This is a genomic window from Curtobacterium sp. NPDC088465, assembly GCF_044753165.1.
Taxonomy (GTDB): Bacteria; Actinomycetota; Actinomycetes; order Actinomycetales; family Microbacteriaceae; genus Curtobacterium.
The window spans coordinates 174,212-194,035 of sequence record NZ_JBIVMR010000001.1; the positions used below are offsets into that span (position 1 = coordinate 174,212).

21 protein-coding genes are annotated in these 19,824 nt (G+C 72.2%); 10 read left to right on the forward strand and 11 right to left on the reverse strand.

Features of this window, described 5'->3' with window-relative positions; all coding sequences use genetic code 11:
* The first annotated feature begins 57 nt into the window (after positions 1-57).
* From ACIP6W_RS00765 to ACIP6W_RS00775, 3 genes are all read left to right on the forward strand, one after another.
* On the forward strand, positions 58-1,116 hold the full coding sequence (locus tag ACIP6W_RS00765) for a LacI family DNA-binding transcriptional regulator (protein WP_400427683.1): 1,059 nt from the start codon (positions 58-60) through the stop codon (positions 1,114-1,116).
* A gap of 48 nt (positions 1,117-1,164) precedes the next feature.
* A complete protein-coding gene (locus tag ACIP6W_RS00770; RefSeq protein WP_066653100.1) occupies positions 1,165-1,482 on the forward strand; it encodes a hypothetical protein in 318 nt (105 codons plus the stop codon).
* 100 nt (positions 1,483-1,582) lie between these two features.
* Positions 1,583-1,735, forward strand: a complete 153-nt coding sequence (locus ACIP6W_RS00775; RefSeq protein ID WP_158407736.1) for a hypothetical protein — start codon at positions 1,583-1,585, stop codon at positions 1,733-1,735.
* A 36-nt stretch (positions 1,736-1,771) separates the two neighbouring features.
* Here ACIP6W_RS00775 and ACIP6W_RS00780 read toward each other — a convergent pair whose 3' ends face one another.
* From ACIP6W_RS00780 to ACIP6W_RS00795, 4 genes are all read right to left on the reverse strand, one after another.
* Complete coding sequence (locus ACIP6W_RS00780; RefSeq protein WP_400427685.1) at positions 1,772-2,659, reverse strand: EamA family transporter; 888 nt, start codon at positions 2,657-2,659, stop codon at positions 1,772-1,774.
* Between the two features lie 22 nt (positions 2,660-2,681).
* Positions 2,682-3,344, reverse strand: a complete 663-nt coding sequence (locus tag ACIP6W_RS00785) for a response regulator transcription factor (protein ID WP_271825946.1) — start codon at positions 3,342-3,344, stop codon at positions 2,682-2,684.
* Between the two features lie 60 nt (positions 3,345-3,404).
* Entirely contained in the window at positions 3,405-5,021 is a 1,617-nt protein-coding gene (locus ACIP6W_RS00790; RefSeq protein ID WP_400427687.1) for a sensor histidine kinase, read from the reverse strand.
* Positions 5,022-5,115: 94 nt separating this feature from the next.
* Positions 5,116-6,522, reverse strand: coding sequence for a serine hydrolase (locus ACIP6W_RS00795; RefSeq protein WP_271825948.1), 1,407 nt, complete (start codon positions 6,520-6,522; stop codon positions 5,116-5,118).
* A 33-nt stretch (positions 6,523-6,555) separates the two neighbouring features.
* Between ACIP6W_RS00795 and ACIP6W_RS00800 the strand changes: the two genes are divergently transcribed.
* Positions 6,556-7,209: an FMN-binding negative transcriptional regulator gene (locus tag ACIP6W_RS00800; RefSeq protein ID WP_400427690.1), complete on the forward strand. Its 654-nt coding sequence runs from the start codon at positions 6,556-6,558 to the stop codon at positions 7,207-7,209.
* On the forward strand, positions 7,206-8,684 hold the full coding sequence (locus tag ACIP6W_RS00805) for an amidohydrolase family protein (RefSeq protein ID WP_311205906.1): 1,479 nt from the start codon (positions 7,206-7,208) through the stop codon (positions 8,682-8,684). Before ACIP6W_RS00800 ends, ACIP6W_RS00805 begins: the two co-directional genes overlap by 4 nt.
* 46 nt (positions 8,685-8,730) lie before the next feature.
* Here ACIP6W_RS00805 and ACIP6W_RS00810 read toward each other — a convergent pair whose 3' ends face one another.
* From ACIP6W_RS00810 to ACIP6W_RS00820, 3 genes are read right to left on the reverse strand one after another with little or no spacing between them, the layout of a single operon-like run.
* On the reverse strand, positions 8,731-9,660 hold the full coding sequence (locus ACIP6W_RS00810) for an Fpg/Nei family DNA glycosylase (RefSeq protein ID WP_251154770.1): 930 nt from the start codon (positions 9,658-9,660) through the stop codon (positions 8,731-8,733).
* An 18-nt stretch (positions 9,661-9,678) separates the two neighbouring features.
* A complete protein-coding gene (locus ACIP6W_RS00815; protein WP_251154769.1) occupies positions 9,679-10,167 on the reverse strand; it encodes a ribose-5-phosphate isomerase in 489 nt (162 codons plus the stop codon).
* A 10-nt stretch (positions 10,168-10,177) separates the two neighbouring features.
* Positions 10,178-10,831 carry a helix-turn-helix domain-containing protein gene (locus ACIP6W_RS00820; protein ID WP_251154768.1) on the reverse strand — a complete coding sequence of 218 codons (654 nt, stop codon included), beginning with the start codon at positions 10,829-10,831 and terminating at the stop codon, positions 10,178-10,180.
* Here ACIP6W_RS00820 and ACIP6W_RS00825 point away from each other — a divergent pair.
* Positions 10,830-11,357 carry a GNAT family N-acetyltransferase gene (locus ACIP6W_RS00825; protein ID WP_400427694.1) on the forward strand — a complete coding sequence of 176 codons (528 nt, stop codon included), beginning with the start codon at positions 10,830-10,832 and terminating at the stop codon, positions 11,355-11,357. The genes ACIP6W_RS00820 and ACIP6W_RS00825 overlap by 2 nt on opposite strands.
* 91 nt (positions 11,358-11,448) lie before the next feature.
* Here ACIP6W_RS00825 and ACIP6W_RS00830 read toward each other — a convergent pair whose 3' ends face one another.
* Positions 11,449-12,093 carry a DsbA family protein gene (locus ACIP6W_RS00830; RefSeq protein ID WP_066653084.1) on the reverse strand — a complete coding sequence of 215 codons (645 nt, stop codon included), beginning with the start codon at positions 12,091-12,093 and terminating at the stop codon, positions 11,449-11,451.
* Between the two features lie 120 nt (positions 12,094-12,213).
* Between ACIP6W_RS00830 and pepN the strand changes: the two genes are divergently transcribed.
* The 3 genes from pepN (at position 12,214) to ACIP6W_RS00845 (ending at position 16,415) form a co-directional block, all read left to right on the forward strand.
* Positions 12,214-14,793, forward strand: a complete 2,580-nt coding sequence (gene pepN / locus ACIP6W_RS00835) for an aminopeptidase N (protein WP_400427696.1) — start codon at positions 12,214-12,216, stop codon at positions 14,791-14,793.
* An 81-nt stretch (positions 14,794-14,874) separates the two neighbouring features.
* Positions 14,875-15,960: a mechanosensitive ion channel family protein gene (locus ACIP6W_RS00840; RefSeq protein WP_245171570.1), complete on the forward strand. Its 1,086-nt coding sequence runs from the start codon at positions 14,875-14,877 to the stop codon at positions 15,958-15,960.
* Positions 15,961-16,004: 44 nt separating this feature from the next.
* Complete coding sequence (locus ACIP6W_RS00845; RefSeq protein ID WP_066657907.1) at positions 16,005-16,415, forward strand: globin; 411 nt, start codon at positions 16,005-16,007, stop codon at positions 16,413-16,415.
* A 247-nt stretch (positions 16,416-16,662) separates the two neighbouring features.
* Here ACIP6W_RS00845 and ACIP6W_RS00850 read toward each other — a convergent pair whose 3' ends face one another.
* Both ACIP6W_RS00850 and ACIP6W_RS00855 read right to left on the reverse strand, forming a co-directional pair.
* On the reverse strand, positions 16,663-17,505 hold the full coding sequence (locus tag ACIP6W_RS00850; protein ID WP_066653078.1) for an NAD(P)H-binding protein: 843 nt from the start codon (positions 17,503-17,505) through the stop codon (positions 16,663-16,665).
* 109 nt (positions 17,506-17,614) lie between these two features.
* On the reverse strand, positions 17,615-18,316 hold the full coding sequence (locus tag ACIP6W_RS00855; protein WP_271825956.1) for a hypothetical protein: 702 nt from the start codon (positions 18,314-18,316) through the stop codon (positions 17,615-17,617).
* A 43-nt stretch (positions 18,317-18,359) separates the two neighbouring features.
* Here ACIP6W_RS00855 and ACIP6W_RS00860 point away from each other — a divergent pair, with 43 nt between their 5' ends.
* On the forward strand, positions 18,360-19,217 hold the full coding sequence (locus ACIP6W_RS00860) for an acyl-CoA thioesterase II (protein WP_209683497.1): 858 nt from the start codon (positions 18,360-18,362) through the stop codon (positions 19,215-19,217).
* Between the two features lie 122 nt (positions 19,218-19,339).
* Here the strand turns inward: ACIP6W_RS00860 and ACIP6W_RS00865 are convergent, their stop codons facing one another.
* The gene (locus tag ACIP6W_RS00865) at positions 19,340-19,822 is read right to left on the reverse strand and encodes a thioesterase family protein (protein WP_251154763.1); all 483 of its coding nucleotides are present in this window, start codon (positions 19,820-19,822) and stop codon (positions 19,340-19,342) included.
* Between the last annotated feature and the right edge of the window lie 2 nt (positions 19,823-19,824).

Consider the following 19,824-nt stretch of genomic DNA (forward strand, 5'->3'; position numbering starts at 1 on the left):
TGTGCTGCAACCGGGTTGCGTGCCACTGTGCGGGACTAAAGCGTTATAGTCAACCCCGTGCAACCGAAGCGTCGGACGACGATCGCCGACATCGCCGCCCGAGCCGGCGTGTCCATCAGCGCGGTGTCGTTCGCGCTCAACGACCGACCGGGCGTCTCCCCGGAGACCCGTCGACGGGTGCAGGAGATCGCGCGCGAGCTCGACTGGCAGCCGCACACCGCGGCGCGCGCGCTCGGTGGAGCCCGGGCGGGCTCGATCGGGTTCGTGCTGAACCGGCCCGCACGCACCCTCGGGACGGAGTCGTTCTTCGGCGACCTGATCTCCGGGATCCAGCTCGGTCTCGCGGGCACCCACGTCGGCATGACCCTGCTCGTGGCGCGGGATGCGGACGAGGAGCTCCAGACGTACCGGGACTGGTGGCGAGGCCACCGGGTCGACGGCGTCGTCGTGATCGACCCGAGACAGGACGACGACCGCCTGGCCCTGCTCGCCGAGCTCGGGATGCCGGCCGTCGTCGTCGGGTCCCACCCGTCACCGGCGGGTGCGGCGCCGAGCGTCTGGATCGACGACTCCGACGCCACCGAGACCGTCCTGCGCTACCTGCACGCCCTCGGTCACCGCCGCATCGCCCACGTCGCCGGTCCTCCGGAGTTCGAGCACACGGCGATGCGCACGGCGCGCCTCGAGACGTTCGCCGCGACCGAGGGGCTCGAGCGGACGGTGTCGATCCCGACGGACTACTCCGCGGAGGCCGGCGCCCGTGCGACGCGGACGCTGCTGTCCGGCACCGACCGGCCGACCGCGATCGTGTACGACAACGACGTGCTCGCCGTCGCCGGCCTCGGCGTCACGAGCGAGATGGGGATCGCGGTCCCCCGCGCGGTGTCGATCGTCTCGTTCGACGACTCCGCGATGATCCGCCTCGTGCGCCCCGCGATCACGTCCCTGACCCGCGACACGGTCGAGCTCGGGCAGCGGGCCGCCGTGCTCCTGCGCGAGCAGATCGACTCGGGCGCGGTCCTGCCCTCACGCCCCGGCCCCTCGCTGACCCTGAGCGTGCGCGACTCCACCGGTCGCGCACCGACACGCCCGCACGGCGGCCGATCCCCACGCTGACCGCGCGGCTGACTTGACGCCGGTTCGAACACACGTTCGAATACCCCTGTGGGACGGCGTCGCGAGAACCGGTGGCAGCCCCCGGAACACCCGGAGGTCGAACGCCCGCGCGCCTACTCCCTGTCGGAGGATGCCCGCGGGCCCGACGTCTGCCACGCGGTCACCCCCGCACCCGTGTGGGCGTGGATCCAGTTCCCCACGTTCCACATCCGCGTGAAGGGCTTCGCGAAGAGCTGGACCCGTGACGCCGTGCTCGTCGAGTGGGCGCAGTTCGGGCAGCAGGCCGACGCCTGGGTCTGGCGGTCGGCCGTGAAGCACCGCACGCTCCGCGCCGACCCACGGCATCCGGGGAACGCACCGCATTGACTTCCACCCGCATCACGAGGATCGTTCTGCCCGTACCGCTTCGTCGAACTACACGATCATCGAGAAGTTCGACGGCCACGACCCGACGAGAGGAGGCACTGTGAAGAGGAACGAGGTGCCGTCCTGGGTCGCCCACGTGCTCACCCCGCCGGAGGTCATCGCGGCCTACGTCGAGCGCCGGATCAACGATCCGGCCCTGCTGTCGGGTGTGCAGTCGGAACCCACGTACGCGGACTTCCTGCGCGCCGAGTAGGCGGTCGGCCGGGAGGCACGACGGACGTCCCCGACGTCAGGGAACCTGCCCCGCGCCTCCCGTCCGACCCGCGTCCGGTCGCGCGCGACCGCGTCGCGCCGACAGGGTGACCCCGACGCTGGCGACGCTCACGCAGGCCAGGGCGACGACCTCCTGCACCGCGAGCTCCTCGTGCAGCACCACGAGGCCCGCCAGGGCCGCGATCGCCGGACCGAGGCTCTGCAGCACACCGAACACCCGGGTGGGCATCCGGCGGAGCGCGAGCATCTCGAGGGCGTACGGCAGCACGGTGGAGAGCAGCGCGACACCCGCGAACACGAGCAGCAGCGACGGGTCCCCGACCACGCCGTCGACGGCCGGACGGAGTCCGGTCGGCAGCGACACGAGCATCGCGACGACCATCGACACCGCCAGCCCGTCGACCCCGGGGATGGCGGCACCGACCCGCCGGTTCATCACGATGTAGCCCGCCCAGCACGCGGCAGCGGCGATCGCGGCGACGACGCCCCCGACCGCGGTGACCGCGGCCGGACCGACACCGAGCAGCACGACCCCGGCGAGCGCGAGGGCCGCCCACGTGACGTCCCGCCACCGTCGGGTGTGCGCGAGCGACAGGGTGAGCGGCCCGAGGAACTCGATCGTCACGGCGACGCCGATCGGGATGCTCGCGAAGGCCACGTAGATGAAGACGTTCATCCCGCCGAGCGCGAGGCCGAGCAGCAGCGCGGCCGTCCACTGCCCGCGGGTCCAGTGCCGGACGCGCGGGCGCACGACGAGCAGGAGCACGAGCGCACCGATGACGAGCCGGAGCGCAGCGGCACCGACCGACCCGACCTCGTCGAAGCGGGTCTTCGCCAGCGCGGCACCGATCTGCACCGAGAGCATCGCGGCGAGGGCGAGCACCGGTGCGGGGACGCGGGTCACGGTGCGGTCGCCATGCGTCGGGTCAGCCGAGGTACGCGAGCACGGCGAGGACGCGGCGGTGGTCCTCACCGGTGTCCTCCAGGGCGAGCTTGCCGAAGATGCTCGACACGTGCTTCTCGACGGCTCCGGTGCCGATCACGAGCGCACGGGCGATGGCGGCGTTCGTGCGCCCCTCGGCCATCAGCCCGAGGACCTCGCGCTCGCGGGGCGTCAGGGCGGCGAGCGGGTCCCGCCGGCGACCCATGAGCTGCGTGACGACCTCGGGGTCGAGCACGGTGCCACCCGCGGCGATGCGCCGGACGGCGTCGTCGATCTCCTCGAGCCGGGTCACGCGGTCCTTGAGCAGGTACCCGATGCCGGTCGCCCCGGCGGCCAGGACGTCCTCGGCGTAGGTGGCCTCGACGTACTGGGACAGCAGCAGGACCCCGGTGCGGGGTGCGAGGCGGCGGGTGGCGACGGCGGCGCGCACACCCTCGTCGGTGAAGGTCGGCGGCATCCGCACGTCCATGACGACCACGTCGGGGGCACCGTCGGGCAGCGTGGCGAGGAAGGCGTCCGCGTCGGCGTACTGGCCGACGACGTCGATGCCGGCCTCGTCGAGCACGCGGGCGAGCCCCTCGCGCAGGAGCACCGCGTCGTCGACGACGACGGCCCGGATGCGTGCTGCACCCGGGCCGTCGCTCATGCCGACCAGCCTAGTGGGAGCGGGTGCGCCGACGGTGGCGCCGGGCCGCTCCCGACGCCGTCACCCGCGGACGACGGGGACGCCGTTCAGGGCTCCGAGCGGGATCCGGGCGGTGGCCTCGGTCGGACCACCCTCGGGGCTGTTCACGACGAGTTCGCCGTCGAGGGCGCGCATCCGACCCATCAGGCCCTCGATGCCGTGGCCCTCCTGCGGTCGTGCGCCACCACGGCCGTCGTCGGTGACGCTGACCGTCAGGTACCAGAGGCCCGAGGCGTCGACGATGAGCCCGAGGTACACGCCGGCCGTCGAGGCACCGGCGTGCTTCGTCGTGTTCGTCAGGAGCTCGCTCACCGTGAAGTAGACGTTGCGCTGGATCTCCGTCGCGAGCTCGAGCCCCTCGGGCAGGCGGACGTCGAGCCCGACGGGGATCGGCGTCCGGGCGACCAGTGCCTCGAGCGCTGCCACGAGTCCGCGGTCGAGCAGGATCGGCGGTGCGAAGCCGCGGGACAGGGCGCGGAGCTCGTCGAGGGCGTCCTGCGCGTGCTCGGTCGCCTCGCCGATGAGCCGCTTCGCCTTCTCCGGGTCGCGGTCGAAGGCGCGCTCGGCAGCGGCGAGGTCCATGCGGAGCCGGACGAGCCGCTGCTGCGGACCGTCGTGCAGGTCGCGCTCGATCTGGCGCAGAGCCTGGCCCTCGGCCGTCACGGCACCCGCGCGGGAGGCCTGCAGCCCGGCGACGCGCTGCTCGAGCTGCTCGGCACGGAAGCCACCGAGCAGACCGAGGTCGATCCAGTAGTGGGCGAGCACGGAGCCACGTGCCCAGAGGGGCAGGAGCGCCACCGACGCGGCCATCGACAGCAGGCCGAGGAGTCCGATCGCGAGCAGCGCACCACTGTCCGAGCTGGGCAGGTACATGCCGCCCACGCCGAGGAAGCCCCATGCGACGGCGACCACGAACGGCCAGGCGAACCCGGCGAGGAGCACGACACCGGCTCCCACGGTCACGAGTGCCGCGAGCGGGTAGACCACGGCCGCGTGCAGCAGGTACAGCCAGTAGTGCGGGTTCGCCACCGCGGACCCGGTGCGCGTCCACCAGTTCTGCTGCCACCGCGGCGTCCAGTCCACCGGACGGATCGGCCGGGGGTCTGCCCACCCGATGCGGGTCTTCTCGAACTGGCCGAGCCACCGCGCCACGAACAGCGCGATGAAGAACATCAGGAGCACGAACGGGTTGAACAGGTCGCGCAGGCCCCGTCCGAACAGCGCCGCGGGGAACGCCGCGTACAGCGTGCAGAGCAGCACGGCCGTCAGCGCCATGTAGCCGAAGTCGCGCGGCAGGCGACGCCAGGCCTCGCGGTAGAAGCGACCGGCGGTCATGCCGGAGCCGGCACCACCCCCGTTGCCCGGCGCACCCGCGGCGGCGAAGGGTTGCTGCCCCGCTGCACCCGCGGCGGCGAAGGGCTGCTCCCCCGGAGCGGACGCCCGCCCCGTGGTCGGTGTCGCACCCCATCCCGAGGGCGCCGAGGACGGGCCGCCGTCGGGCGTGCGGGGCTGTTCGGGCATCGGCTTCGTGGCTCCCTCGGGCACGGCTCCGTCGAGCGGGACGGTCTGTGCACGATCGGCGGCGTGGTCGTCCAGCGGGACGGTCTCGGCCTGGTCGAGGCGGTCGGTGTCGGTCATGGGTCCAGCCTCACGGAGCCCGTCCCCGCGTCCCATCCTGCCGTCTCCCGGATCGGGGGTGGGGTTGTCCCCACCCCCTGTGCCCGTCGCGCCGTCAGACGAGGGCGGCGGCGACCTCCGGGGACTCCTCGGGGACCGACCACGGGCGGTGCGTCATGCCGCTGTCCCCGCGGAACGACACGACGGTGCCGTCCTCGCCGCGCGCGTAGGTGATGCGCTCGTCCACCGAGCCGAAGCGGTTCCCCGACGCCATCAGGAGCGTGTCCTCGTCGACGACGGCCAGGCGCACCGGGGACTCGGTCGGCACCGGCTGCGTCGGGTCGATCGCGAGCAACCGGTCCCCCACCCGTGCGACGTCGGTGATCCCCTCGAAGGTCGTGAACCGTCCGGTGTACCGCGTGGTGTCGACATCTGCGGGCAGCTCCGGGCCGGGGGCGTGCTCGTCGGCCGCGGCGTCGAGCAGGTGCACGATGCCCGTCGCGAGCATCCCCGCCGGGCCGGTCGCGCTGCTCGTCAGGACGGAGACGACGAGCGACGACGCCGGGTCGAACACCGTCTGGGTGATCTGTCCGGGGAAGCCGCCGGAGTGCCCACGGACCTCGCGCCCGCCGATCCGGTCGACGATGAAGCCCGCGCCGTAGCCGCGCGCGGCCGGATCGGTGTCGAGCGCGCTCCAGGCCTTCCGCTGCGCCAGGCGCTTCGCGTGGTCGGACAGCAGGGAACCCCGGCCGGGCACGTGCGCCGAGAAGTACCGGACGAGGTCGGACGCGGTGCCGTGGAAGCCCGTCGCCGCGGCGAGCGCCCCGGTCGTGACGTGCGGGACACGCTGGCGGGTGCGGGCGGTGTGCAGGCCCGTGTAGCCGACGACGAACTCGTCCTCGCGCGCCGGGTCGTACTCCGGCCCGGTGCCGGTGAGTCCGAGCGGCTCGACGATCGCACGCCGGACGTGCTCGGCGTAGGTCGTGCCGGTGACGGCCTCGATGACGAGTCCGAGCAGGCCGTAGCCGAGGTTCGAGTAGTTGAAGGCCGAGCCGACGGGGACCTTCGCGCCGCCCTCGACCACGAGCGCGACGAGCTGGTCGGCGTCCGGGAACGGGTGGTCGAGCGCCCAGTGGTCGCCGTCGGCACCGTCACGCACGACACCGCCGCCCATCTCCATGAGCTCGCGCACCGTCGCGTCGGCGATCGGCGACCCGGCGTCGACGAGGGCGGGCACGAACGACCCGACGGTGTCGTCGAGCCGCAGCGCGCCGGCGTCGGCGAGCTGCAGCAGCGCGGTCGCGGTGAAGGTCTTCGAGTGCGACGCGATCCGGAACAGGTCCGTGGTCGTCAGGCGCCGTCCGGCCTCGACGTCCGCGTGACCCCAGGCCTCGGAGAACAGCACCTCGTCCTCGAATCCGATCGCGACCTGCACGCCCGGGAGCCGGAGCTGCCACACCTTGTAGTCGATCCACTCACGGACGTAGGGCAGGACGGACTCGTACGCGGCGCGCTTCTCCATGCCGACCAGCCTCGCATGTGCCACGCTCGTCGCATGCGGCACACACCCCACTTCCTCATGACCGACGTCGACGAGGTGCGACGTCTGATCGACGGGCACCCGTGGGCGACGATCGTGTCGCACACCGCCCAGGGGCTCGTCGCCTCGCACTACCCGTTCCTGCTCGAGGCGCCGGGACCGGACGACGATCCCGACGCGCTCGTCCTCGTGTCGCACGTCGGCCGACCGGACGAGGTCGCGCACGAGCTCGGCCAGCACGAGGTCCTCGTCGTGTTCCAGGGCCCGCACGGCTACGTCTCCCCCGCCTGGTACCCACCGGAGCAGTTCGTCCCGACCTGGGACCACGTGACGGCGCACTGCTGGGGCACGCCGGAGATCCTGTCCGACGAGGAGAACTTCCGGGTGCTCGGCGAGCTGGTCGACCACTTCGAGCGCGTGATGCCCGAGCCGGTGTCCCTCGACGTCGACCCCGCGACCGCCCGCCGCGCGGCGAAGGGCACCGTCGGCATCCGCATCCGGGTCACCCGGTTCGACGCCCGCGCGAAGCTCTCGCAGAACAAGGCTCCCGAGGTCGTCGAGCGGATCGTCGCCGGGCTCCGCGGCGACGGCCCGTACGCCTCGCCAGCGCTCGCCGACGCCGTCGAGCGCGCCCAGGTGGCGCGCCGGGACGACCGGGAGGCATCGTGACCGACGTCCTGCTCCGCACCGTCCGCCGGGTGGGCACCTCCGGCGCGCCGTGCGACGTCCGCATCGTCGGCGGCCGCGTCGACGCGGTCGCCCCCGCCGGCACGCTCGACCCGCCCACGGGCGCCGACACCGACGTCGTCGAGACCGACGGCGCGTGGCTCGGTCCGGGGCTCGTCGACCACCACGTGCACTTCGACCAGTGGGCCCTGGTCCGCCGGCGCGTCGACGTGTCCGCCTGCACGTCGGCGGAGGCGACGGCCGAGGCGCTCGCCGCGGTCGCGCGCACCGGGGTGTCGGACCTGGTGCTCGTCGGCCACGGCTACCGCGACGGGACCTGGCCGCGCCCCGCACGACGCGAGCTGCTCGACGGTGCCGCACCGGGCCTCCCGGTCGTCGTCATCAGCGCCGACCTGCACGCCGTGTGGTGCAACGCGCTCGCGCTCGCCCACTGCTCGGCGCTCGTCGGACGGCCGCTCGCCGCCGGGGACGACGGGGTCCTGCGCGAGCAGGACGCCTTCGACGTGACCGCGGTGCTGTCCCGGGTGCCGGACGACGTGCTCGACGACTGGGCGGCGGAGGCGGTCGACGCAGCGGCCGCCCGCGGCGTGACGCGTGTCGTCGACCTCGAGATGGTGTCCGGACTCGACCGCTGGACGCGACGGGTCCGCGCCGGCACCGACGGCCTGCGGGTGGACTGCGGGGTGTACCCGGGCGGCCTCGACGCGGCGATCGCCCGTGGCCTCCGGACCGGCGACGTCGTGGACGGTACCCGTGGCCTGGTCCGGACGGGTCCGTTCAAGGTGATCACCGACGGCTCGCTCGGCACCCGGACCGCCGCGTTGACATCGGGCGAGGGGGTGCTCGCGTACCCGTTCGAGGATCTCGTCGCGATGGTCCGGCGCGCGGTCGACGCCGGACTCGTCCCCGCCGTGCACGCGATCGGCGACCGGGCGAACACCCTGGCGCTCGACGTGTTCGAGGCCGTGGGCGCGCGGGGCAGCATCGAGCACGCCCAGCTGCTCGTCGACACCGACGTCGACCGGTTCGCCCGGCTCGGGGTCGCTGCGTCCGTCCAGCCCGAGCACGCGATGGACGATCGGGACATCGCGGACCGGTACTGGGCGGGCATGACCGACCGGGCCTTCCCGTTCGCGTCGCTGCACCGGGCCGGTGCGGAGCTCCGGCTCGGGTCGGATGCTCCCGTCGCGCCGCTCGACCCGTGGGTGTCGATGGCGGCCGCGGTCGGGCGGGACCGCGACGGACGCACACCGTGGCACCCGTCCGAGCGGCTGGCGGCGCTGACCGCGTGGCGCGGCTCGACCGAGGGCGGTCGGGTCGGGGTGTCCGTCGGCGACGTCGCCGACCTGGTGCTGCTCGCCGCGGACCCGCTGGCGGTCGCCGACTCGGCGTCGCTGCGGCACGCCGAGGTGCTCGGGACCGCGATCGCGGGACGGTTCACGCACCGCGACCTGTAGCGGCCCCGGCGCCTCCTCGTCCCCTGGCTCCTCCTGGTCCCCGGCGTTACTCCTGGTCCTTCGGGCACCAGTAGAGCTTGCGTCCGGCCATGTCCGCCATCCGGATCTCGGTGCCGCACACCCGGCAGGGCTCCCCCTCGCGGTGGTACACCCAGTGGCGGTCCTTCCGCGAGCGCACCGCCTTGGCGTGGTCGGCCTCGGACAGGTCGTCCATCGTCAGCATGAGGCCGTCACGGACCCCCGCGTGCAGCAGCTTCGACCAGTCCTGCCAGAGCGCCTTCGCCTGCTCGACGGTGATCTTCCTGCCGGGCTTGTACGGGTCGATGCGCTGCCGGAAGAGCAGCTCGGCCCGGTAGATGTTGCCGATGCCCGCGACGACGGCCTGGTCCATGAGCAGCTGCCCGATCGCGACGTTCCGCTTCCGGACGTTGTCGACGAAGGTCTGCTCGGCCTCCGGGCCGTCGTCGTTGATCGGGTCCGGCCCGAGCTTGTCGAGCGCGCGCTGCACCCCGGCCGGGTCCTCGACGACGCAGGCCGTCGGACCGCGGAGGTCGGCGACGGTGTCCTCGGTCAGGATGCGGACGCGCACCTGCCCGACCGGGTCCGGTGGGAAGGACTCGATCGGGTCCTCCGACTTCTCCTGCTCGGCCATCCGGTACCGGGCGAGCCGCGGGGCGCCGATCGACGACAGCGACTCCTCGCCGTCGCCGTCCTCGGACAGCGCCTCGGCCGACGAGATCACGCCCGCGAAGTCCCACGCCCCGTAGAGCCCGAGGTGGACCCGGAGGAACAGGTCGTCCTCGAACTCGAGGAACATCTGCTTCGCCACGGCCCGGGCGGCGACCATGCGCTTGCCGTCGAGCTGGGCGGCACCGGCGGCGAACCGCCCCTGCGGGCTGGAGACCTCGCAGCGCTTGCCGACGAAGTGCCGGGAGAACTGGTTCGCGATGCGGTGGACGGAGTGACCCTCTGGCATCGGTCCTGTCTACCCGGACTACTCGTCGATCTGCCGACCGGCGATGTGCCCCGTCGTCTCGTACTCGGCCAGCTGCGCGATGCGGCGAGCGTGACGCTCCTCGCCCGAGAAGGGCTCGGCGACGAAGAGGTCGACGAAGCGCATCGCTTCCTCCTCGGTGTGCTGGCGCGCGCCGATCGAGATGACGTTCGCGTCGTTGTGCTGGCGGGCGAGGAGCGCGGTCGACTCGTTCCAGACCAGCGCGGCGCGGATGCCCTCCACCTTGTTCGCGGCGATCTGCTCGCCGTTGCCCGACCCGCCGAAGACGACGCCGAGCGCCTCGACGCCCGCGCGCTGGTCCTGCACGACCGCGTGCGCGGCGTTGATGCAGAACGACGGGTAGTCGTCCAGCGCGTCGTACTCGGTCGGCCCGTGGTCGACGACCTCGTGCCCCGCCTCGGTGAGGTGCTGGGCGAGGGTCTTGGTGAACTCGAGGCCGGCGTGGTCCGTTCCGAGGTGGATGCGCATGGCTCCGATCCTATTCCCGGCCCCGAGGGGCCCGGACCACCACGACGACGTACCGCACGGGCTCCGCGCCGGGGTTCCGGTAGACCACGTCGGCGGGCTCACCGAGCTCGATGCGGTCGCCGGCACCGAGCCGGGTGGGCTCGTCGCCGACGACGACCTCGAGCACGCCGTCGACCACCCAGATGCAGTGCCGGAGGAACGCGTAGGCGGACGCCGGGTACGCCACCTGTTCACCGGCCGGGAGGCGCACCTCGGTGACGTCCGCGGGGAAGTCGGCACTCGAGACCGGACGACGGCGGTACCCGGTCTCGGGATCGGTCCAGGAGTCGGCGGTCACCCCGCGCTGGACGCCACGCGCCTCGTCCGGGTCGGTCGCCCTGGGCACCTCGTGGTCGAGTGCCTCGTCGAGGAGCTGCGAGATCGTGAGTCCGAACGCCCCGGACAGCCGCCCGAGGATCGTCGCCGTCGGACTGGACACCCCGCGCTCGACGCGGTTGATCATCGCGCGGGAGACACCGGACTCCTCGGCGAGCTCGGTCAGGCTCCACTTCCGCTCGGTGCGGAGGCGCTGCAGTCGCTCCCCCAGGCGACGCTGGTCGGCGTCGTCCGGGTGCTCGGTGACCGGTTCCACCGTCGCCGAGAAGTCGTCTACGATCTGAGACATGGCGATAGCATATGCGACGGGGTCGGCGTCTTCGGTCACGGTCCGCGACTGCGAGCCGCGTGACCTCGACGTCGTCCACGCCCTGCACGTCGACGCCGTGCTGCACTCGACCGCGATCTGGCAGGAGGAGCCGCACCCGCGGGAGTACTTCGACGGCTGGCTCGCGGAGCGCCGGGCTGCCGGGCTGCCCGTCCTGGTCGCCGAGGTCGACGGCGCCGTCGCCGGGTACGTCACCTACAGCGCCTTCCGGCCGCACCAGGGGTACCGGCACACCGTGGAGCACAGCGTCTACGTCGTCCCGGCGTTCCGCGGTCGGCGCATCGCCACCGTGCTCATGGACGCGCTCGTCGCGCACGCCCGCTCGGCCGGCGTGCACGTCCTGATGGCGGGCATCTGCTCGACGAACACCGGCTCGATCGCCCTCCACGAGCGACTCGGCTTCACCACCGTCGGCGTGCTGCCCGAGGTCGGGCGGAAGTTCGACCGGTGGCTCGACCTGACCCTGATGCGGTTGCCCCTGTCCTGACGGGGCGTCGGACGGACGGCAGGCGCGGGGCGGAGCCGCACCGCGCCTCCCGTCCGTCCGTCCACCGGTCGCGTCGTGGACGCCGGCCGGGCTACTCGACGGTGTCGAAGATCGGACCGACCGTCCGCGAACGCTTGAGCTCGAAGAAGCCGGGGACCTTCGCGACGGCGACGACGCCGTCCCACAGGTCGAGCGCCTCCTGGCCCTTCGGCGCCGGGGAGATGACCGGGCCGAAGAACGCGGTGCCCTCGACGGCGATGACCGGGGTGCCGACGTCCTGACCGACCCGGTCGATGCCGTCCTGGTGGCTCGCACGGACGGCCTGGTCGACCTCGTCGGTCCACGCGTACTCGAGCAGGTCCTCGTCGAGGTCGAGCTCGCGGAGCACGGCGGGCACGACCTGGTCGGGGTCGGACTCCTGGCGGTGGTGGACGTGCTCGCCGAGCGCGTCGTACAGCGGCTTGACGACGTCCTGGCCGTGACGGAGCAGCGCGGCGGTGACGATGCGCGGGTAGAGCTGTCCCGTGTGGATGCGCTCCCGGTAATCGTCCGGGATGTCCTGGTCCTCGTTGAGGACGAAGAGGCTCATCACCTTCCAGGTCACGTCGATCGGGCGCTGGCGCTCGACCTCGCCGACCCAGCGGCTCGTCATCCAGGCCCACGGGCAGTTCGGGTCGAACCAGAACTCCACGGCGGTGCGGGCGGTCTCGGTGTTGTCCACAGTCGTCTCGGTCACGCTGCGAGCGTACGCGCGCTCGCTAGGCTGATCCCATCGTCCCGACGGCGCACGACGCCTGCCGGGATCCCCTCACCGCGGACATCGATCGTCCGCGCCGCAAGCGAAGTTGGAGCGTCCGTGCCCGGAGAGAACCTCACCAGAACCGAAGCCCAGGAACGCGCCGCGATCGTCGACGTGCAGACGTACGACGTCGAGCTGGACCTGACCCGCGGGGCCGAGACCTTCGGCAGCACCACGCGCGTCCGGTTCACCGCGACGCCCGGCGCCTCGACCTTCATCGACGCGATCACGAAGACCGTGCACTCGATCACCCTGAACGGCTCGGCGCTCGACGTCGCCGCGGTGAACGACGGCGTGCGCATCCAGCTCGACGACCTGCAGGAGCAGAACGAGCTCGTGGTCGTCGCCGACGCGATGTACACGAACACGGGCGAGGGCCTGCACCGCTTCGTCGACCCGGTCGACGACGAGGTCTACCTGTACTCCCAGTTCGAGGTCCCGGACTCGCGCCGGATGTTCGCGGTGTTCGAGCAGCCCGACCTCAAGGCCGAGTTCTCCTTCACCGTCACGGCACCGTCGCGCTGGCAGGTCGTCTCGAACTCCCCGACGCCCGAGCCCCACGTCGACGGCGAGATCGCCACGTGGGCGTTCAGCCCGACCGCGACGATCTCGAGCTACATCACCGCGCTCGTCGCCGGCCCGTACGAGGTCGTCCGCGACGAGCTCACGAGCCGCGACGGTCGGACCATCCCGCTCGGCGTCTTCGCGCGGCGCTCGCTCGCCGAGTACCTCGACCCCGAGTACGTGTTCGAGACGACCAAGAAGGGCTTCGCCTACTACGAGGAGAAGTTCGACGTCCCGTACCCGTTCGAGAAGTACGACCAGCTCTTCGTGCCGGAGTTCAACGCCGGCGCGATGGAGAACGCGGGCTGCGTGACCTTCACCGAGACCTACGTCTTCCGCTCGAAGGTCACCGACGCCATCAAGGAGCGCCGGGTCGTCACGATCCTGCACGAGCTCGCGCACATGTGGTTCGGCGACCTCGTCACCATGAAGTGGTGGAACGACCTGTGGCTGAACGAGTCGTTCGCCGAGTGGGCGTCGACCATCGCCACCGCCGAGGCCACCGAGTGGACCGAGGCGTGGACCACCTTCCAGGCGATGGAGAAGTCCTGGGCCTACCGCCAGGACCAGCTCCCCTCGACGCACCCGATCGTCGCGACGATCAACGACCTCGAGGACGTCCAGGTCAACTTCGACGGCATCACCTACGCCAAGGGCGGTTCCGTCCTCAAGCAGCTCGTGGCGTGGGTCGGCATCGACGCGTTCTTCGCGGGCGTCTCGGCCTACTTCACGAAGCACCACCACGGCAACACCGAGCTCCGCGACCTGCTCGTCGAGCTCGAGGCGACCAGCGGCCGCGACCTGTCCGAGTGGTCGCAGCTGTGGCTCGAGACCGCCGGCGTGAACACGCTGCGCCCCGAGATCGAGGTCGACGAGTCCGGCGTGATCACGTCCTTCGCCGTGCTGCAGGAGGCTCCGGCCGACCACCCGACGCTCCGCCCGCACCGCCTGGCGATCGGCGTCTACGGCTTCACGACGGACGAGTCGGCGCCCTTCGGTGCCGACACCGCGTCGGGCGGCGGCAAGCTCGAGCGCACGCACCGCGTCGAGATCGACGTCGACGGTGCCCGCACCGAGGTCCCCGAGCTCGTCGGCGTGCACCGCGGCGACCTCGTGCTCCTCAACGACGACGACCTGGCGTACGCCAAGATCCGTCTCGACGAGCAGTCCCGCCGCACCGCGATCGAGCACCTCGCCGCGATCGCGAACCCGCTCGCCCGCTCCATCGTCTGGGGCGCGATGTGGGACGCTACGCGCGACGCCGAGTCGCCCGCGAGCGACTACGTCCGCCTGGTGCTCGGCAACATCGCGACCGAGACCGAGTCGACGACGATCCGCACCACGCTCTCGCAGCTGCTGCTGACCGCCCGGAGCTACGTGGCACCGGCGAAGGTCGACGCCACCGTCCGCACCGTGGGCGACACCCTCTGGCAGCTGGCCTCCTCGGCCGAGGCCGGGTCCGACGCCCAGTTCCAGTTCGTGAAGTTCTTCGCGCAGATCGCCTCGACGCCGGAGCACGTCACGACCCTGCAGGGCCTGCGCGACGGGTCCGTCACACTGCAGGGCCTGGAGATCGACACCGACCTGCGCTGGGAGCTGCTCGAGGGCCTCGTCCTCGCAGGTGCTGCCGGTGACGCCGAGGTCGACGCCGAGCTCGCCGCCGACAAGACGGCCTCGGGCGAGCAGGCCGCCGCGCGGGCGCGGGCGACGATCCCGACCGCCGAGGGCAAGCTCGCGGCGTTCTCGTCGCTCGTCGACTCGTCCGAGGCGCCGAACGCCATCGTCCGCCAGACGACCGTCGGCTTCCAGCACACCAACAGCCCGGTCGTCCTCGAGGGGCTCGTGTCGCGGTACTTCGACGTGCTGACCCGCATCTGGGCCGAGCGGAGCTACCACATCGCCGACACGATCGTCAGCGGCCTCTACCCGGCGCCGCTCGCGTCGGTCGAGCTCCGCGACGCCGCGAACGCGTGGCTCGAGGCACACCCGGAGACCCCGGCGCTCCGCCGCATCGTGTCCGAGAACCTCGCGGGTACCGAGCGCGCGCTGCGGGTCCAGGCGGCCGACGCCTGATCGTCGTCCGACGGCAGTGCAGGGGCGGGGCCTCGGTGATCCTCAAGGGTCGCCGAGGCCTCGCCCTCTAGCATCGTCCGGATGATGAACTCGGCAGCGAACACGACCGACGACGTCTCGAAGTGGGCGTCGAACGCATTCACCCAGTTCGTCGACACCTGGCAAGCACCGATCACGATCGTCATCACGGTGATCGCGGCGATCGTCCTGCGGCTGATCCTCCGGCGCGTGATCAAGGGCGTCGTCGACCAGGTGGTCAACGGGGCGAAGCGCCGCCAGAACGTCGACGACACCCAGGCGCTCATCGCCTCGCCGGTGCAGACCGCCCGCGTCGTGCAACGGACCCGGACCCTCGGCAGTGTGCTCGAGAACCTGGCGACCGTCGTCGTCGTGGTCATCGCGCTGATCGTCATCGTCACCGCCGTGTGGCAGGGCGCGGCCGTCGGGATCGTCGGTGGCGCCTCGCTGATCGCCGCGGGCCTCGCCGTCGGTGCGCAGAGCATCGTGAAGGACCTGCTCTCCGGCGTCTTCATGATCCTCGAGGACCAGGCCGGCGTCGGGGACGTCGTCGACACCGGGCAGGCCACCGGCGTGGTCGAGAACGTGGGACTCCGCGTCATGCAGATCCGCGACGTGAACGGCATCCTGTGGTTCGTCCCGAACGGGCAGATCCTGCGCGTCGGCAACCTTTCCCAGGGCTGGTCGCGCGTGCTGGTCGACATCACCGTCCCGTACGACACCGACATCGACGCCGTGCAGGACGCCCTCCTCCGTGCCGCGGTGACGATGTCCCAGGAGCCGCGCTGGCGTCAGCGGATCGTCGAGAAGCCGGAGATCTGGGGTCTCCAGTCGATCTCCGACGCCGGGATGGTGTTCCGTCTCGTCGTCAAGACCCGCGCGTCCGAGCTCGACGTCGTCGGGCGCGAGATGCGCGTGCGGCTGAAGCGCGCCGTCGACGAGCTCGGCGTCACACTGCCCGCCATGGCGATGATCATGCCCGAGGGGTGGGAGAACGCCACCTCGATCAACGGCCTCCGGTCGGTCCGGACGCAGCCGACGCCCGCACCGACGAAGTCGCGCGGTGGGAAGCGTGGGAACCTGTTCGGACGGGCGATCCGCACCGACGACACCGGCCGCGGCCAGGACCCCGGGAAGGACCACCAGTGAGCGACCTCACCCCTCCGGACCGGGGCGGCGTACCGGCGCAGCCGATCACGCTCCGCGTCGGCGAGCACGGCGCCAGCGCGACCGGCTCCCTGTACGAACGCATCGGCGGTGCTCCCACCTTCGACCGGCTGGTCCGACGCTTCTACGAGGGGGTGCAGCAGGACGAGGTCATCTGGCCGATGTACCCGGCTGACGATCTCGACGGTGCGATCTGGCGGCTGTCGGCGTTCCTGCAGCAGTACTGGGGCGGCCCCGGCACGTACAGCGAAGAGCGCGGGCACCCCCGGCTTCGGATGCGCCACAACCCGTTCCGCATCACCTCCGAAGCCCGGGAACGCTGGCTCCACCACATGCACGAGGCCGTCGAGTCGCTGGGGTTGGCGCCCCTCGACGAGGCCGAACTGTGGGCGTACCTCGACCGGGCGGCACACGCGATGACGAACACGTTCGACTGAGCGTCCTCGCCGCTCGATGCCGAGCCGGTCCGCTCGAACCCGGGCCGGTCCGCTCGGTAGCCGGCCGGTCCGCTCGGTAGCCGGCCGGTCCGCTCGGTATCCGGCCGGTCCGCTCGGTGTCCGGCTGGTCCGCTCGATGCCGAGCCGGACAGCGGGTTCGTCCTGTGGCGGTCGCTGCCGGGCGGGACGCGGACGGGAGGCCCGTGGCGGGGCCGCCACGGGCCTCCCGTCCGCCCCGCACCTGGGTTCAGCGGGCGGAGGACCCGCTGGCGAGGTCCTCGACCAGTGTCGGTCGGGTCGGGTTCCAGCCGAAGGCGGCGCGCGCGTGCGCGCCCGACGCCTCCTGGTGCAGCAGCAGGGCGTCCGCGTACGCGCGACCGAGCCGCTCCCGACTGTCGTCGGCACTCTCGGCGACGACCGGCGACCCGTGCGCGCCCGCTTCGGCGATCTCGCGCACGGTCGGGTTGTCACCGGTCGCGGCGACGACGTAGCCGTCCTGCTCCCCGCGCTGCACGGCGAGGACGTACAGTTCGCCGAGGTCGTCGACGTGCACCGTCGTCCACCGCTGTGACCCGTCGCCCACCAGCCGGACCTCGTGCTCCCCGTCGCCGACGAACATCGCCGGGATGCCCGCGCCACGGCCGTACACGATGCCCGGTGCGACGATCGTCGTCCGTGCGTCGCTCGCGCGAACCCGCGCCTCGATCGGGGCGCGCCACGCCGTGAGCTCCGGCGGGTCGACGGGCGACTGCTCCGAGATGTCGGTCGAGTCGCCGAACGTGAAGATGCCGCCCGTGTGCACGAACGGCTTCGACGTCCCCGAGAACGCCTCGGTCACCGTCGCCGTGAAGTCCGGGTCCACCGACTCGGCCGACGCGGTGTGGACGACGGCATCGCTCTCGTGCGCGAGTCGGCGCACGAGCTCGGTGTCCGACAGGTCGCCGACGACCGCCTGGCCGCCGGCGTCACGGACCGCCTGCGCCTTCTGGTCGGAACGGACGACCGCGGTGACCTGGTGCCCGTGGGCGAGGAGTGCGCGGAGGACTGATGACCCGATGTACCCGGATGCGCCGGTGAGGAAGACGTGCATGACGCAACCCAACCATGCCGCTCACGGCGTTGACCGGGTGCCCGTCGGAGGTGTGGACGGACGAGGGCTCGTGCGCGACCGTGCAGGGATCGGCAGTGCCGCGGCGGCACTAGTGGTCGAGGCTCCAGGCGCGTCGCTTCACCAGGATGTGCCCGCGCGACGTCGTCAAGCGGCTCCAGGGGCCGGTCTCGAACAGCCGGACCGGATCGTGCCCGAGGAAGCCGAGGCTCTCCCCCGCGAACCCGGCTGCTGCGGGGACGTGCTCGATCCCGGGGACGGGACGGCCCCAGACCTCGGCGCGGATGCGGCGGACGATGGCGTCACCGGCGTTCGACGGGACGGCGTCCGCGACCTCGGCGATCCCGTCGCGGGCAGCGCGGCGGAGCAGCTCCGGCGAGACATCGGGCAGCGGCACCCATCCCCCGCGGGGCGGCGAGATCGCGGCCCACGTCACGGTGTTCACCTCGTGCGGCAGCCCGACCTCGATCGGGGTCGGTCGCGTCGGGTCGGCACCGTCGGCACCGGCGGCGTCCTGTTCCTCGGCCAGCACACGGAGCCGCTCCCGCAGGGAGGCGAGCGGGACGACCGCGTCGATCGTCGCTGGCTCGGTCAGCGAGAAGGTGCGGAGACCGAGCACGGTCGGCAGCTCGTCGAGGAGCCCGACCGGGTAGAGGATCGCGGCGTAGACGGCGAGGACGCCGGAGTCGGCGATGAGCCGCACGGAGCCGTCCTCGATCCGGGCAGCGCGTCCGAGGTAGGTGCGGAGGTCGCCGAGCGAAGCGGCGTCGGGAAGCGTGAACGAGGTGCCCATGTCGACACCGATCCTACCGGCGACGGGTTCGTAGACTGCGGGGGTGAACGGCGAACCCGACTTCCTCAGCACCCTCCGCCTGCAGGACACCGGCGCGAGCACGGGCGAGACGATCCTCACCGGTGCCAGCCACTGGTCGCCCGGCGGCCGGGTCTTCGGCGGACAGGTGCTCGCGCAGTGCATCGTTGCCGCGCAGCACACGATCGAGGACCGCGACATCCACTCGATGCACGGGTACTTCCTGCGTCCCGGTGACATCGACGTGCCCATCACCTTCGCCGTCGAGCGCATCCACGACGGCCGCTCGTTCGCCACGCGCCGTGTCCAGGCCTACCAACGCGGTGTGCCGATCTTCTCGATGATCGCCTCCTTCCAGCGACCGGACGACGGACTCGAGCACCAGGACCCGTTCCCCGTCGGTACCCCCGATCCCGAGTCGTTGCCCTCGGCTGCGTCGATCCTGTCCGCGATCGACCACCCCGTGGCGCAGGCCTGGGCGGAACGCTCGATCGACCTGCGGCACGTCGAGGGCCCGGTGTTCGTCGACGTACAGGGCGAGCGCGTCCCGCACCAGGCGGTGTGGTTCCGCGTCGACGGTGACCTGCCGGAGGACCCGTCGCTGCACCGGGCCGTGCTCGGCTACGCGAGCGACATGTCGATCCTGGAGCCGATCATGCGGCGGCACGGCGTCGCCTGGGGCACGCCGGGAGTGAAGAGCGCGAGCCTCGACCACGCGATGTGGTGGCACCGCGACGGCCGTGCCGACGACTGGGTCCTGTACGCACAGGAGTCCCCGAGCGCCCAGGGCGGCCGGGGACTGGCGTTCGGGCGGATGTTCGCGCGCGACGGTCGGCTGCTGGCCTCGGTGGCGCAGGAGGGGATGCTGCGCGTGCCGCGCTGACGGCTGCCCTGCCCGCTCCTGGCGGACACACGGTGCCGCCCGTCCTGGCCGCCACGGGCTCGAGAACTGCGCCGGCGGTCCAGCCGGCTACGGGCTCGAGAACTGCGCCGGGGGTCCCGCCGCTACGGGCGGGAGAACTGCACGGGCGCTTCGACGAACGGCGCACAGGCGGCGCGCTCGGCCTCGGACAGGCGCCGAGGCCGGTTCGAGGCCGCGTCGACCATCACCAGGGCGGTCGTGGCGCGCGTGTAGAGCACCTGCGGCTCGACACCGACGGGTGACCAGATCTCGTACGACACGTCGATGCTCGCGCCACCGATGCGTCCGATCCACATCTGCACGTCGAGGGGCCGGCGCAGGTACGGGATCGATGCGAGGTACTCGAGACGTTGTGCAGCGATGACCGTCATCGTCCCGGAGCCGGGCCGGCCGTCGATGATCGGGTCCGGCAGGTCGTCCTCCGGCGCGACGTCGGCGGGGTCGTGGCCCCAGAACCCCGCGATGCGCGCCTCCTCGAGGAGGCGCAGCATCGCGGAGTTGTTGACGTGGCCGTACGCGTCGATGTCGCTCCACCGGATGCGGACGGGAGCGTGCAGCCTCGCCACGG